The sequence below is a fragment of the Puniceibacterium confluentis genome (genome assembly GCF_007923445.1).
GTDB lineage: Bacteria > Pseudomonadota > Alphaproteobacteria > Rhodobacterales > Rhodobacteraceae > Puniceibacterium > Puniceibacterium confluentis.
In genome coordinates, this window is the sequence record NZ_VOJI01000005.1 from 173,182 (window position 1) to 187,501 (window position 14,320).

General features: G+C 64.8%; 8 protein-coding genes and 2 tRNA genes. 6 read left to right on the forward strand and 4 right to left on the reverse strand.

Translation table 11 applies throughout. From position 1 onward, the window contains the following. Positions 1-179: 179 nt before the first annotated feature. The 3 genes from FOY53_RS07975 to metZ form a co-directional block, all read right to left on the reverse strand. Entirely contained in the window at positions 180-1,628 is a 1,449-nt protein-coding gene (locus FOY53_RS07975; protein ID WP_146587528.1) for a TrkH family potassium uptake protein, read from the reverse strand. An 82-nt stretch (positions 1,629-1,710) separates the two neighbouring features. Further along, positions 1,711-2,811: a GTP cyclohydrolase FolE2 gene (gene folE2 / locus FOY53_RS07980; RefSeq protein ID WP_146587530.1), complete on the reverse strand. Its 1,101-nt coding sequence runs from the start codon at positions 2,809-2,811 to the stop codon at positions 1,711-1,713. Positions 2,812-3,032: 221 nt separating this feature from the next. Beyond that, positions 3,033-4,202 (reverse strand): O-succinylhomoserine sulfhydrylase, encoded by a 1,170-nt coding sequence (gene metZ / locus FOY53_RS07985; protein WP_146587532.1) that lies wholly within the window; start codon positions 4,200-4,202, stop codon positions 3,033-3,035. Between the two features lie 287 nt (positions 4,203-4,489). Between metZ and FOY53_RS07990 the strand changes: the two genes are divergently transcribed. After that, a complete protein-coding gene (locus tag FOY53_RS07990; protein ID WP_146587534.1) occupies positions 4,490-5,449 on the forward strand; it encodes an alpha/beta hydrolase in 960 nt (319 codons plus the stop codon). A gap of 14 nt (positions 5,450-5,463) precedes the next feature. On the opposite strand, the gene FOY53_RS07995 is transcribed toward FOY53_RS07990, so the two are convergent. Further along, positions 5,464-7,893: an ATP-dependent helicase gene (locus FOY53_RS07995; RefSeq protein WP_146587536.1), complete on the reverse strand. Its 2,430-nt coding sequence runs from the start codon at positions 7,891-7,893 to the stop codon at positions 5,464-5,466. 201 nt (positions 7,894-8,094) lie between these two features. Here FOY53_RS07995 and FOY53_RS08000 point away from each other — a divergent pair, with 201 nt between their 5' ends. The 5 genes from FOY53_RS08000 to FOY53_RS08020 all read left to right on the forward strand — a co-directional run bounded on the left by FOY53_RS08000 (position 8,095) and on the right by FOY53_RS08020 (position 14,305). Further along, positions 8,095-9,231 carry an alpha-hydroxy acid oxidase gene (locus tag FOY53_RS08000; RefSeq protein ID WP_146587539.1) on the forward strand — a complete coding sequence of 379 codons (1,137 nt, stop codon included), beginning with the start codon at positions 8,095-8,097 and terminating at the stop codon, positions 9,229-9,231. Between the two features lie 122 nt (positions 9,232-9,353). After that, the gene (locus tag FOY53_RS08005; RefSeq protein ID WP_146587541.1) at positions 9,354-12,797 is read left to right on the forward strand and encodes a pyruvate carboxylase; all 3,444 of its coding nucleotides are present in this window, start codon (positions 9,354-9,356) and stop codon (positions 12,795-12,797) included. A 191-nt stretch (positions 12,798-12,988) separates the two neighbouring features. Next, positions 12,989-13,063 (forward strand) — tRNA-Gly (locus tag FOY53_RS08010). A gap of 23 nt (positions 13,064-13,086) precedes the next feature. After that, a tRNA-Gly gene (locus tag FOY53_RS08015) sits at positions 13,087-13,161 on the forward strand. 184 nt (positions 13,162-13,345) lie between these two features. Next, the gene (locus tag FOY53_RS08020) at positions 13,346-14,305 is read left to right on the forward strand and encodes a DNA cytosine methyltransferase (RefSeq protein ID WP_146587543.1); all 960 of its coding nucleotides are present in this window, start codon (positions 13,346-13,348) and stop codon (positions 14,303-14,305) included. The last annotated feature ends 15 nt before the right edge of the window (positions 14,306-14,320 follow it).

Sequence of the window (14,320 nt, forward strand, 5' to 3'; positions counted from 1 at the left end):
GATCCGTTAGCAATTTGCTAACACCTGCTTGTTACCCCTTGGGAGCAGCAGACTTCAGACCCGCCACTGACAATGTGTCCCGAAACGCCGGTCTGAACAAAAGGCGTCCGCCCCCTCTTCCCCCGGGGACGGACGCCTTGGTGTCCTGTCCAGCCGGTACAGGCGCGTCGCGGCGAGAGTCACGCGCGCCAGAAGCCGACGGTCAGGATCGCGTAGACCGACAAAAGCTCCAGACGTCCCAGCAGCATGGCGATGATGAGGATCCATTTGGCGGTGTCGTTCAGGCTCTGGAAATTGCCGGCCGGGCCGATTCTGTCGCCCAGCCCGGGGCCGATGTTGCCCAGCGCGGTCGCCGCGCCGGAAATCGCGGTGACAAAGTCCAACCCGGTCATGCCCAGCGCCACCGACAGGACCCCCAGCGTCACCACAAAGAAGACAAAGAACGAGATCACCGACGACATCACATCGTCGCCCACCACACGTCCATCGTAGCGCGGCGTGAAAATCCCGTGTGGCGCGCGAATCTTGCGCAGCTGGACCCCGATCGAGGCGAACAGCAGCTGATACCGGAAAACCTTGATCGAACAGGCGGTTGATCCGGCGCATCCGCCGATCAGACCGATGAAAAAGAACAGCGCGATCAGGAACGGGCCCCAGGTCATGTAGTCGACGGATGCGTAGCCGGTGCCGGAGATGATCGAGGTGATGTTGAACAGCGCCTCACGGAAGGCCTGCTCGGGATGGTGGGGAAACACCCGCAACAGCACCAGGACGGTGACGGAAACCAGAACCACGATGATGGCAAGGAAGGTGCGCACCTGACTGTCGCGGAAAATTGCACGCTCGTTGCCGTTCAGCATCTGTACGTAGCGCACAAATGGCAGTGCCGCGAGAATCATGAACACCGAGGCGACATATTCGGCAGATCCTGAAAACGTTGCGAACGACGCGTCGTAGTTGGAAAATCCCCCCGTCGACACGGTGCTGAGCGCATGCACCGAGGCGTCAAAGGCGTTCATCCCGCACAGCAGGTAGGCCAGCGCGCAAGCCAGGGTGATGGTGACGTAGATCGTCGAAATGGACGAAGCGATCTGCGTCGCCCTTGGCAGGATTTTTCCCATTGTGTCAAAGGCTTCCGAGCGAAAGACCTGCATGCCGCCGACACGGAGTTCGGGCAGGAACACCATGGCGACGACGATGATCCCGATGCCGCCCAGCCATTGCAGCAGTCCGCGCCAGAGCAGGAGTCCCTTGGGGAGCGCTTCCAGCCCGGTGAGCACCGTCGATCCGGTGGTGGTCAAGCCCGACATCGCCTCGAAAAAGGCGTTCACGAACCGCGCCTCGGTCGCGCCCAGCATGAAGGGCAGTGCGCCAAAGATCGGCAGTGCCACCCAGACCCCGGTGGTCAGCAGAAAGGTCTGCTGGATCGACAGCCGGTCCGGCAGGGCGTTGGCGCAGGCCAGAGCGATCAGTCCGCCGCAGAACATGGTGACGATTGCGCTTTGTGCGAACACCGTCCACTCGCCGCGGCCCTCGGCGATGTCCACCAGCATCGGCAACAGCATGGTGGCGCCCAAAATGGCGACCAGAATGCCAATCACGTAACAGACAGGGCGCAGATCAAACATGAGGCGCAGCGTTGAACTCAGCCGCGCGCGAAGTCAAGCCGCCGCGCAAAGACCTGGATCACCGCGTCAGCCGCGCCACATGTCAGCCGACATGGAACAGCGTTGAAAACAGCTTTGGATCCAGAGAATCGGCCGCGAATGTGCTGCCTTCGGTCAGCACAGACACCGCATCGTGGCTGTGCAGGCTCTCCTGGTGCGAGGCCAGAACGCGGTAGTCACCCACGCGCGCATCCTGTTGCAGTTGCTCGGCAAACAGCCGGGCCGCGTCTTCGACAAAGATCGGATTCGCGGCGTTGAGTTCGGCAAACGCCTGTTCATCCTCGCGTTTGACCATGACCTGTGTTTCCGTCGGCACGGCACGGCGGCACATGTCGATCAGATCTTCGAACCACAGGCAGTCACCGCCGGTCACCTCGACCGAGATCCGCGCCACCGAACGTTGCGAATGCGGCGTCGCCAACTGGCCGCGCGTGCGGCGGGCATGTTCGGACAGTTCAAGCGAGCACGGGCAGGTCGAGCTGTAGATATAGTCCAGGTGCATGATCTTGCGGCGCACGCCGGCAGTCTCGACCAGTTCCAGCGCGATGTCGTAATACTGATACCCGGACAGACCGGAGCGCAGGCTGTCGAGGCGCACCGGAAAGGACAGCCGCATGTTGATGCGGGCATCGAACGAGCCGAGGTCGGATTTGTAATCGTCCAGCGCCGCCTCGATCACCTCGAAGCTGAAGGTGCGCTCGGCATGTTTGTAAAACGACCGCATGATCCGGGACATGTTGATGCCCTTCTTGTCAGCCTCGAGGCTGACCGTACCGGTCACACTGGTTTCCAGCGTCAGGTCACCCTTGTCACGGGTATGGTATTGCAGCGGCAGGCGGAAATTCGAGATACCGACATGCTGGATCGCCCGGTGCGCGCCCTTGATGAGGGCAGAGGGGCCGTTCTGAAGATCGGGAAGCGTGTCCTTGTAGTCCGGGGTCGCGACGAACACGCCGGGATATTGCCGCGACATCGCCGGATAGGCATCCACGGGCGCGCCGGGCACCAGACGCGACAGCACGGGGTCCAGAGCCTCGATTTCACTGTCCTGCGCCTTGCCGGCCCACTGGCGCAACAGCTCCAGTGCCGCAGCCGCATCTTCGCGGCTGGGCTTGCGGTCGATCTCGGGCGTGTGAATGTTCATCAGAGGGTCCCCTCGCCGCGGCGTTCCCTGCTTATATAGGCGATACAGTGCAGGATTTCCATTTCCGCATCCTAATACGATGGGATGCCTCTGCCATAGACCTCACCGCGACCCAAAACACCGGATTCGCGTCAGCACGCGTCCGCGGCCCGCGCCGGGCCGCGGGACTGGAAACGTGCCGGAAATCGGCTGTGACGCATTGGTTTCGCTGGTTGCCGCCGCTAGATCGCCGCCAGCGCCTGCAACACATCCGCCACCAGATCCTCGGGGTCTTCAATGCCCACGGACAGGCGGATCAATCCTTCGGTGATGCCCAGCGATTCGCGCAACTCCGGGGCCAGTCGCTGGTGCGTCGTGGTTGCCGGATGGGTGGCAATGGATTTGGCGTCGCCCAGGTTGTTCGAGATCAGCACGACCTCAAGCGCGTTCAGGAACCGGAACGCCGCCGCCTTGCCGCCTTCCAGGTCAATGGCCAGCATGGTGCCGCCCTTGCCCATCTGCCGCAGCATCAGGGCATGTTGCGGATGGCTCTCGAGCCCGGGATAGATCACCTGGACCACGCCCGGCTTGCCGACAAGCGCCGTGGCGATGTCCAGCGCACTGTCGGTCTGTGCCCGCACCCGCAGGTCGATGGTTTCCAGCCCCTTGAGCAGTACCCAGGCGGTGAACGGGCTCATCGAGCCGCCGGTGTGTTTCATGTAGGGTTCGACCGTCTTGCGGATGAACTCTCTGGAGCCGAGGATCACCCCGCCCAGCACCCGGCCCTGGCCGTCGATGTGTTTGGTCGCCGAATAAATCACCACATCCGCGCCCTGCGCGAGGGCATCGGAATAGACCGGCGTGGAAAACACGTTGTCGACCAGCACCAGAGCGCCCTGCGCATGGGCGATCCTGGCGACACCTTCGATATCAACCAGTTCCAGCGTCGGGTTGGACATCGATTCAAAGAACACCGCCTTGGTGTCCGGCCGCACCGCTGCCCGCCACTGCTCCAGATCGGCGCCGTCGACAAAGGTCACCTCGACGCCAAACCGCGGCAGGATCGTCTCGAGGATGTACAGACACGAGCCGAAAAGCGCCCGGGCCGACACCACATGGTCACCGGCCTTCAGCATCGACACCAGTGCACCGTTGACCGCCGCCATGCCGGACGCGGTGGCAAAGCCGTCCTCGGCGCCTTCCAGCAGGGCGATGCGCTCTTCGAACATCCGCACCGTCGGGTTGCCGTAGCGGGCGTAGATGTATTCGTCCGGTCCGGCCTCGATGAACCGGCCTTCGGCCTGTTCTGCGCTGTCGTAGGCAAACCCCTGGGTGAGAAAGATTGCCTCGCTCAGCTCGCCCCACTGGCTGCGTTTCGATCCACCGTGCACCAGTTGCGTGCGTTTCTTCATTGTCCTGTCTCCCGGGCCCGCGCCCACAAAAAAACCCCGTTGCGGCCAAGCGCAAGGGGGCTCCCTCGTCGTCTGACCTCTTTAGCGGCATGTTTTCCGGGGATGGGCTGACGCGTCGTCGCCTGCCCCCCGAGTGGCCCGCAATCCGGTAACAAATCGCCACAGGCCGCTTTTAGGACCGCGCCGTGCCCCGGTCAAGACCGTCACGGTCGCGTAACAGGCCGTTCACGGACGCGGCTTAGCGTCATGAAAACGCCTCTCCCCAAGATGTAGAGAGTTGTCGAGACATGCCCCTCTTGCAGATCACCGCCGATGACGCGCTGTGCCCCCGGCTGCACGGGTCCAGCGCCGCGCTGCAACCCGCTCTGGTCCGGGCGCTGTCCTTGCCATCCTGCGGCGGCGGACCGATCGTGGTGATGGTGCACGGCTACCGATACCAGCCGGGCCATCCGACGCACTGTCCGCACGGCAGCCTGCTATCGCTCTCGGGGGGATGCGGCAGCGATGGCGCCATCAGCTGGCCGCAGCATCTGGGGTTCGGGCGGGGGGAAGCAAACGAAGGTCTGGCGCTGGCGTTCGGCTGGTCCGCACGCGGGTCGATCTGGCAGGCGGCCCGGTCAGCGGGGGCGGCGGGCACGGCCCTTGCCCGTCTGGTCGCGGCGCTGCACCGAATCGCCCCGACGCGGCCGCTGCACATCATCGCGCATTCGCTCGGATGCCGCGTGGCGTTGTCGGCACTGGCGCAGTCCGGACCCGGCACGGTCAACAGGCTGCTGCTGCTGGCGGCGGCAGAGTTCTGCACCACCGCCCGGGCTGCACTGAACAGCCCGGCGGGCACGTCAGCGGAAATCCTCAACGTCACCAGCCGCGAAAATGATCTGTTCGACGGTCTGATGGAAGCCCTGATGCCACCGCCGCGACCGGGAGACCGGATGCTGGGTCACGGCAGCCTGTCGGCCCGCAATCTGGTGACGCTGCAACTGGATCACCCAGGCGCGTTGCGGGCATTGCGGCAGCATGGCTATCCGATCAGACCTGCGGCCCGGCGCATCTGCCACTGGTCGCCCTATTCCCGCCCCGGGATTTTTCACCTCTACCGATCGCTGTTGTCGGGCCACCTGTCACTGGAGCAGCTGCGCGCCCTCCTGCCGCGCGACACCGCCCCGCGCTGGTCGCGTCTGGTGCCGCCTCCGCTGCTGCGGACGCGGGTGGAACCGCCGTTGCACGCGCCGCCGAAACCGTCCTGAGATCCCGGCCGGGTTCAGAACGGCACATCATCCGCGGCACAGATGAAGCGGGCGACGACCTTCTTGGTCCCCGACTTCTCGAAGGCGATCTCGAGCTTGTCGCCCTCGATCCCGACGATGGCGCCGTAGCCGAATTTCTGGTGGAACACCCGCTCGCCCATCACATAGGACGACACCGCATTCAGGTCGATCACCGTGTTGCGGCTTTCCCTGGGCTGGCTCACCGGGCGCTGCGCCGCGCGCTCCTGCAACCGTTTCCAGCCCGGCGAGTTGTAGACGTTTGCCTCCATCGCCCGCTTCTCGACGCCTGACGACGGGCTGCCCATGCCCGCCGCGCCGTAGCCGCCGCCGTATAGTCCCGGCGGGGTCAGCACATCCACATGTTCCTCGGGCAACTCGTCGATAAACCGCGACGGCAGCGCCGACTGCCACTGGCCATAGACGCGGCGATTGGCGGCAAAGGAGATCGTGCACAGCTGTTCGGCGCGGGTGATGCCGACATAGGCCAGCCGCCGCTCCTCTTCCAACCCCTTGACGCCGCTTTCATCCATCGAGCGCTGCGACGGAAACAGCCCGTCCTCCCAGCCGGGCAGGAACACTGCCGGAAACTCCAGCCCCTTGGCGGCGTGCAGCGTCATGATCGAAATCTTTTCCCCGGCATCGTCGGTCGAATTGTCCATGATCAGGCTGACGTGTTCCAGAAACCCCTGAAGGTTCTCAAAGCCTTCCAGCGCCTTGACCAGTTCCTTGAGGTTTTCCAGCCGCCCCGGCGCCTCGGGGGTCTTGTCGTTTTGCCACATGCCGGTGTAGCCGCTTTCGTCCAGTATGATCTCGGCCAGTTCCATATGGCTGATTTCGGGCGGACCGTATTCGTATTGCGGCCCCTCGGCGCCATCGTCGAGCACATCGTCCTCGCCCAGCCCCACCGCCCGCAGCGGTCCGCGCAGCTTGCCGTGCCAGCGCGCCAGCCCGTCGACCAGCTTGCGCAGTTCTGTGCCGCCCTTGCCCTTGATCAGCCCCTGATCCACGGCCAGACGTGCGCCCTCGACCAGAGAGACGCCTGCCGCGCGGGCCGCCACCTGAATGGTCTGCTGCGCCTTGTCGCCCAATCCGCGCTTGGGCGTGTTCACCACCCGCTCGAATGCCAGATCGTCGTCGGGCGACACCACCAGCCGAAAATAGGCCATGGCGTCGCGGATCTCCAACCGTTCATAGAACCGCGGCCCGCCGATCACCCGGTAGGGCAGTCCGATGGTCAGGAACCGGTCCTCGAAGGCGCGCATCTGATGGCTGGCCCGCACCAGGATCGCCATCTCGTCCAGCGACATGCCGCGCATCCCGCGGGTGCCGGATTGCATCGATTCGACCTCTTCGCCGATCCAGCGCGCCTCTTCCTCGCCGTCCCAGTGACCGATCAGCCGGACTTTCTCGCCGTCCGGCACCTCGGTCCACAGTTCCTTGCCAAGGCGGCCCTTGTTGCCGCGGATCACGCCGCCGGCCGCCTTGAGGATATGCGGGGTCGAGCGGTAATTCTGCTCGAGCCGGACCACATGGGCACCGGGAAAATCCTTTTCGAACCGCAGGATGTTGCCGACCTCTGCCCCGCGCCAGCCATAGATCGACTGGTCGTCGTCGCCAACGCAGCAGATGTTCTTGTGCGACGCCGCCAGCAACCGCAGCCAGAGATACTGCGCCACGTTGGTGTCCTGGTATTCGTCCACCAGAATGTAGCGGAACCAGCGCTGGTACTGTTCCAGCACATCGCCGTGCTGCTGAAAGATCACCACCACATGCAGCAGCAGATCGCCGAAATCGACCGCGTTGAGTTCACGCAGCCGCGCCTGATAGGCGGCATAGAGCTTCGGACCCTTGTCGTTGTACGCCCCGGCATCCGCGGCGGGCACCTTGTCGGGTGTCAACGCGCGGTTCTTCCAGCCGTCGATGATGTTGGCCAGCATCCGCGCCGGCCAGCGCTTGTCGTCGATGCCCTCGGCCGCGACCAGCTGCTTGAGCAGGCGGATCTGGTCGTCAGTGTCCAGAATGGTGAAATTCGACTTCAGCCCAACCAGTTCCGCATGCCGCCGCAACAGCTTGACGCAGATCGAATGGAACGTGCCCAGCCAGGGCATGCCCTCGACGGTTTCCCCCAGCAGCCGGCCGACGCGGGTCTTCATCTCGCGCGCCGCCTTGTTGGTGAAGGTCACGGCGAGAATCTCGTTCGGGCGGGCCCGCCCGGTGTTGAGCAGATGCACGATGCGCGCGGTCAGCGCCTTGGTCTTGCCCGTCCCGGCACCGGCCAGCATCAGAACCGGGCCGTCCAGCGTTTCAACCGCCTGCCGCTGCGCCGGGTTCAGTTCGTCCAGATAGGGGGCCGGCCGGGCGGCCATGGCGCGCGCGGACAGCGATGCGCCTTCGAAGGCGTCCATTTCATCGAAACTGCTCATCTGCCCAAGATAGCGCGGCCTGCGGCCGAGATAAAGGGATGTTCAGGCAATGTTCCGCACACGTTCACAGAAATCCACCCCGAGACGACGTCGGCAGAGTGTGCCGCGGCCTGCCGGGCGGACCCGTGCCCGCGCGCCACGGTCGCAGAAACCCGTGTCCGCTGTCTGGACATTCCGGAATCCACACATCCATATGCCGCCATGGATCGCAATGCCCGATACCCCGCCATCGCCGACCTGCGCGCCCGCGCGCGACGGCGCATCCCGCATTTCGTCTGGGAATACCTCGACAGTGCCACCGGATCAGAGGCGACGCTGCGACGCAACCGCGCGGCTCTGGACCGGCTGACCTTCCTGCCCAGCATCCTGCACGGCGAGATCGTTTCGGACCTCACCACCACCCTTCTGGGCGACTCTCACCCGCTGCCCGTGGGCATCGCGCCGCTGGGCATGTCCGGGCTGATCTGGCCCGACGCCGAGCGTCTGCTGGCGACTGCCGCTGCCCGGGCTGGCATCCCCTATGGCCTGTCGACCGTCGCCACGCAGACGCCCGAAGTCATCGGGCCGCTGACGGGTGGCCGGGGCTGGTTCCAGCTATATCCGCCGCGCGATCCGGAGATTCGCGCCGACATGCTGCGCCGTGCCGCCGGGTCGGGGTTTTCGACCCTGATCCTGACCGTCGACGTGCCCGTCGCCTCGCGTCGGGAACGCCAGTTGCGCTCGGGGCTGACGCAGCCGCCCCGCCTGACCCCGCGCCTGCTGGCGCAGGTCGCACAACGGCCGGCCTGGGCGCTTGGCACCGCCCGGTTGGGAATGCCGCACATGCGCACGCTGGATGCCTACTCCAGCGACACCGGGTCCAAGGATTCGACTGCCCACGTCGGTTATCTGCTGCGCACCTCGCCGGACTGGGACTATCTTGACTGGCTGCGCGCACACTGGGCGGGCAAGCTGGTGGTCAAGGGGGTTCTGAACGCCGACGACGCGCCGCGGCTGGAACAGGCCGGCGTCGATGCCATCTGGGTGTCAAATCACGCCGGTCGCCAGTTCGACGCCGCCCCCGCCAGCATCGAGGTTCTGCCGGCCATCCGCGCCGCAACCGGCCTGCCGCTGATTTTTGACAGCGGCGTCGAGGGCGGGCTGGACATCCTGCGGGCCATCGCGCAGGGCGCGGATTTTGTCATGCTCGGACGGCCATTCCACTATGCGCTTGCGGCACTTGGCGCCGACGGTCCGGCCCATCTTATCGACATCCTGAGCCGCGATATGGCGGCCAATCTGGGCCAGCTCGGGGTCGTGCGTCCGACGGATCTGCGTGGCCGCGCGACACGGCATTAGACATGGTGCTGCAAATACAGGCATCCGATCGGACACTCCCGACCTACCCGTTCCGGCCAGTTGTGAACCCCAGACTTCTTACGTAACGTTATGCGAATCCTCATTCCCAGGAAGACCACTCCATGCCCGACTTCAAAAAGATCCTCATCGCTAACCGTGGCGAGATTGCCATCCGCATCATGCGTGCTGCCAATGAAATGGGCAAAAAGACCGTCGCGGTCTTTGCCGAAGAGGACAAGTTGGGCCTGCACCGCTTCAAGGCGGACGAAGCCTATCGCATCGGGGCCGGTCTGGGGCCGGTCGCAGCCTACCTGAGCATTCCCGAGATCATCCGCGTCGCCAAGGCTTCGGGCGCCGACGCCATCCACCCGGGCTATGGCCTGCTGTCGGAAAACCCCGATTTTGTCGATGCCTGCGACGCGGCCGGGATCACCTTTATCGGCCCCAAGGCCAAGACCATGCGCCAGCTGGGCGACAAGGCCAGCGCGCGGCGTGTCGCGATCGAGGCCGGCGTGCCGGTCATTCCCGCCACCGAGGTGCTGGGCGATGACATGGACCTGATCCGGAAACAGGCGGCCGAGGTCGGCTATCCGCTGATGCTCAAGGCCTCGTGGGGCGGCGGCGGTCGCGGCATGCGTCCAATCATGGGCGAGAAGGAACTGGAAGAGAAGGTCAAGGAAGGCCGGCGCGAAGCCGCCGCGGCCTTTGGCAATGACGAAGGTTATCTCGAGAAGATGATCATGCGTGCCCGTCACGTCGAGGTGCAGATCCTCGGCGACAGCCACGGTCACATCTATCACCTGTACGAACGTGACTGTTCCGTGCAGCGCCGCAACCAGAAGGTGGTCGAACGCGCGCCCGCCCCGTATCTGAGCGAAGCGCAGCGCGAGGAAATCTGCGAGCTCGGCCGCAAGATCTGTGCCCATGTGAACTATGAATGCGCCGGCACCGTCGAATTCCTGATGGATATGGACACCGGCAAGTTCTACTTCATCGAAGTGAACCCCCGGGTCCAGGTCGAACACACGGTGACGGAAGAAGTGACCGGTATCGACATCGTCCAGGCGCAGATCATGATTGCCGAAGGCAAGTCGCTGTCCGAGGCCACCGGCAAGGCCAGCCAGTATGACATCCGCCTGACCGGCCACGCGTTGCAGACCCGGATCACCACCGAGGATCCGCAGAACAACTTCATTCCCGACTATGGCCGTCTGACCGCCTACCGCTCGGCCACCGGCATGGGCATCCGCCTGGACGGCGGCACCGCCTACGCAGGCGGCGTCATCACCCGCTATTACGATTCGCTGCTGGTCAAGATCACCGCCAGCGCCCAGACCCCGGAAAAGGCCATCGCCCGGATGGACCGCGCCCTGCGCGAATTCCGCATCCGCGGGGTCAGCACCAACATCGCCTTTGTCGAGAACCTGCTCAAGCATCCGACGTTCCTGAACAACCAGTACCACACCAAGTTCATCGACGAGACGCCCGAGCTGTTCCACTTCAAGAAACGCCGGGACCGCGGCACCAAGGTGCTGACCTACATCGCCGACATCACCGTGAACGGCCACCCCGAGGTTGCGGGCCGTGCCAGGCCGCATCCCGATCTGAAACCCGCGCGCGCGCCGGATCTGCGCGCCGAGTCCCCCGCCCATGGCACCCGCAACCTGCTGGATGAAAAGGGCCCCCAGGCCGTGGCCGACTGGATGGCGGCGCAGAAACAGCTGCTGATCACCGACACGACCATGCGCGACGGTCACCAGTCGCTGCTCGCCACCCGCATGCGCTCGATCGACATGATCAAGGTGGCGCCGGCCTATGCCGCCAACCTGCCGGGCCTGTTTTCGGTCGAATGCTGGGGCGGCGCGACCTTTGACGTGGCCTACCGGTTCCTGCAGGAATGCCCCTGGCAGCGCCTGCGCGACATCCGCAACGCAATGCCGAACATCATGACCCAGATGCTGCTGCGCGGCTCCAACGGCGTCGGGTACACCAATTACCCCGACAACGTCGTGCAGGCATTTGTCGCCCGCGCCGCCCTGTCCGGTGTCGATGTCTTCCGGGTCTTTGACTCGCTCAACTGGGTCGAAAACATGCGCGTCGCAATGGATGCGGTGCTGGAATCCGGCAAGGTGCTCGAAGGGTCGATCTGCTATACCGGCGACATCCTCGACCCCGACCGCGCCAAGTATTCGCTGAAATATTATGTCGAGATGGGCAAGGAACTGAAGGCCGCAGGCTCTCATATCCTGGGTCTCAAGGACATGGCCGGCCTGCTGAAACCTTCGGCCGCCGGTCCGCTGGTCAAGGCGCTGAAGGAAGAGGTCGGCCTGCCGATCCACTTCCACACCCACGACACCAGCGGCGCGGCCATCGGCTCGATCATGGCGGCGGCGGCCGCCGGTGTCGACGCGGTCGATGCCGCGATGGATGCGCTCTCGGGCAACACCTCGCAGCCGACGCTTGGTTCCGTCGTCGAGGCGCTGCGCTTTACCGAGCGTGACACCGGGCTCGACATGTCGGTGATCCGCGAAATATCGAACTACTGGGAAGCGGTGCGCGGCCAGTATGCCGCGTTCGAATCCTCGCTGCAGGCCCCCGCCTCCGAGGTCTACCTGCACGAGATGCCGGGCGGCCAGTTCACCAACCTCAAGGCGCAGGCGCGCTCGCTGGGTCTGGAAGAGCGCTGGCACGAGGTCGCCCAGACCTATGCCGACGTCAACCAGATGTTCGGGGACATCGTCAAGGTGACGCCCTCGTCCAAGGTGGTCGGTGACATGGCGCTGATGATGGTCAGCCAGGGCCTGACGCGGGCTCAGGTCGAAGACCCCAAGAGCGACGTCAGCTTCCCGGATTCGGTGATCGACATGATGCGCGGCAATCTCGGCCAACCCCCGGGCGGCTTTCCCAAGGGAATCGTCAAGAAGGTGCTGAAAGGTGAAAAGCCCAACACCGAACGGCCCGGCAAAAGCGTGCCCCCCGCCGACATCGAACAGACCCGCGCCGAAGTCATCAAGGAGATGGAAGGCAAGGAGGTCGATGACGAGGATCTGATGGGCTACATGATGTACCCCAAGGTGTTCCTGGACTACATGGGCCGTCACCGCATCTACGGCCCGGTCCGGGTGCTGCCGACGCGGACCTTCTTTTATGGCATGGAGCCGGGCGAGGAGATCACCGCCGAAATCGACCCCGGCAAGATCATGGAAATCCGCCTGCAGGCCATCGGCGAGACCCAGGAGGACGGCGAGGCACGGGTGTTCTTTGAACTCAACGGCCAGCCGCGCACCATCCGCGTGCCCAACCGCAAGGCCAAGGCGTCGTCGACCGCGCGCCCCAAGGCCGAACCCGGCCACCCCAACCATATCGGTGCGCCGATGCCGGGTGTGGTGGCCACTGTCGCCGCGCAGGTCGGCAAAAAGGTCAAGGAGGGCGATCTTCTGCTGACGATCGAAGCGATGAAGATGGAAACCGGCCTGCACGCCGAACGCAACGCCACGATCAAGGCGGTGCATGTACAGGCAGGCGGCCAGATCGACGCAAAGGACCTGCTGATCGAACTGGAGTGAGACCGGACGGCCGTGAACCGGGCCGGGATGTGAGTCCCGGCCCGGTTCCGGCCCGGACGCACCATGGCAGCATGGCGCAAGTCTGCCGGAACGGTGCCCGGCTTCGGGGCGCGAAGAATTCCCCGGCAAGAGCCAATTTTCCTCTTGCAGCCCGCCGCACATGGCACTAAATCCAGCCCACCCATCGGTAAGCGGGCGTAGCTCAGGGGTAGAGCATAACCTTGCCAAGGTTAGGGTCGGGCGTTCGAATCGCCTCGCCCGCTCCAATGGGACGGTAAACGACTGAAGCGCGGGCGTAGCTCAGGGGTAGAGCATAACCTTGCCAAGGTTAGGGTCGGGCGTTCGAATCGCCTCGCCCGCTCCAGTCGGACCAGCATTCAAGGCCGCCCTTCGGGGCGGCCTTTGCTTTTGCGGGCCGCGCGGAAAACCACCCTTGCCCGAGGGCGCGCCGACCGCTAGAACGAAGACGGAACACGCACGGATCGGCCATTCGCGGGTTGCGCACGGCGCGCACAACGGGTTGTATCTGCAAAAAGAGGGCCGGCAAGATGCTGACATCAGTGGAACTTTGCGCCGGCGCCGGCGGCCAGGCTCTTGGCCTGGAAAAGGCGGGATTCGATCACACCGCTCTGGTCGAGATCGACCACCATTGCTGCAACACCCTGCGCCACAACCGCCCGGCCTGGAACGTGCTGGAACAGGACATGCGCCTGTTCAAGGATCAGGCCGCTGCCTACAAGGGGCTTGACCTGCTGGCCGGCGGCCTGCCCTGTCCGCCGTTTTCGGTCGCAGGCAAGCAACTGGGCGAAAAGGACGAGCGCAACCTGTTCAACGATGCCATCGACATCATCGACGTTGCCCGCCCGCGCGCGGTGATGATCGAGAATGTGCGCGGCTTTCTGGACGCCGTGTTTCACGACTACCGCGAAAAGCTCAAGGGCCAGCTCGACAAGCTTGGATACCGGGCCGACTGGCGCCTGCTCAACGCGTCGGACTATGGGGTGCCGCAGCTGCGCCCGCGGGTGGTGATCGTGGCGATCCAGAAATCCCGCGCCGATCTGTTCGAATGGCCCGATCCCAACCCGCACAACCCGCCGACTGTCGGCGAAACCCTGTGTGACCTGATGGCCGCCCGCGGCTGGCGCGGTGCCAGGGACTGGGCGGCCAGAGCCGACGAGATTGCCCCCACGATCGTGGGCGGATCCAAGAAGCACGGCGGTCCCGACCTGGGCCCCACCCGTGCCCGCGCCGCCTGGGCTACGCTGGGGGTCGAGGGGCGTACCATCGCACCCGAGGCGCCGGATCCGTTTCACGACGGCATGCCGCGCCTGACCGTGCCGATGGTCGCCCGGATTCAGGGCTTTCCCGACGACTGGCACTTTACCGGCGCCAAGACCAACGCCTACCGTCAGGTCGGCAACGCCTTTCCGCCGCCGGTGGCGCAGGCGGTGTCGGCCCAGATCGCGCGCACCCTGCGCAAGCGGATGCTGCGGACCGTGGGCGCCTGACCGCTCGGGTCGCCG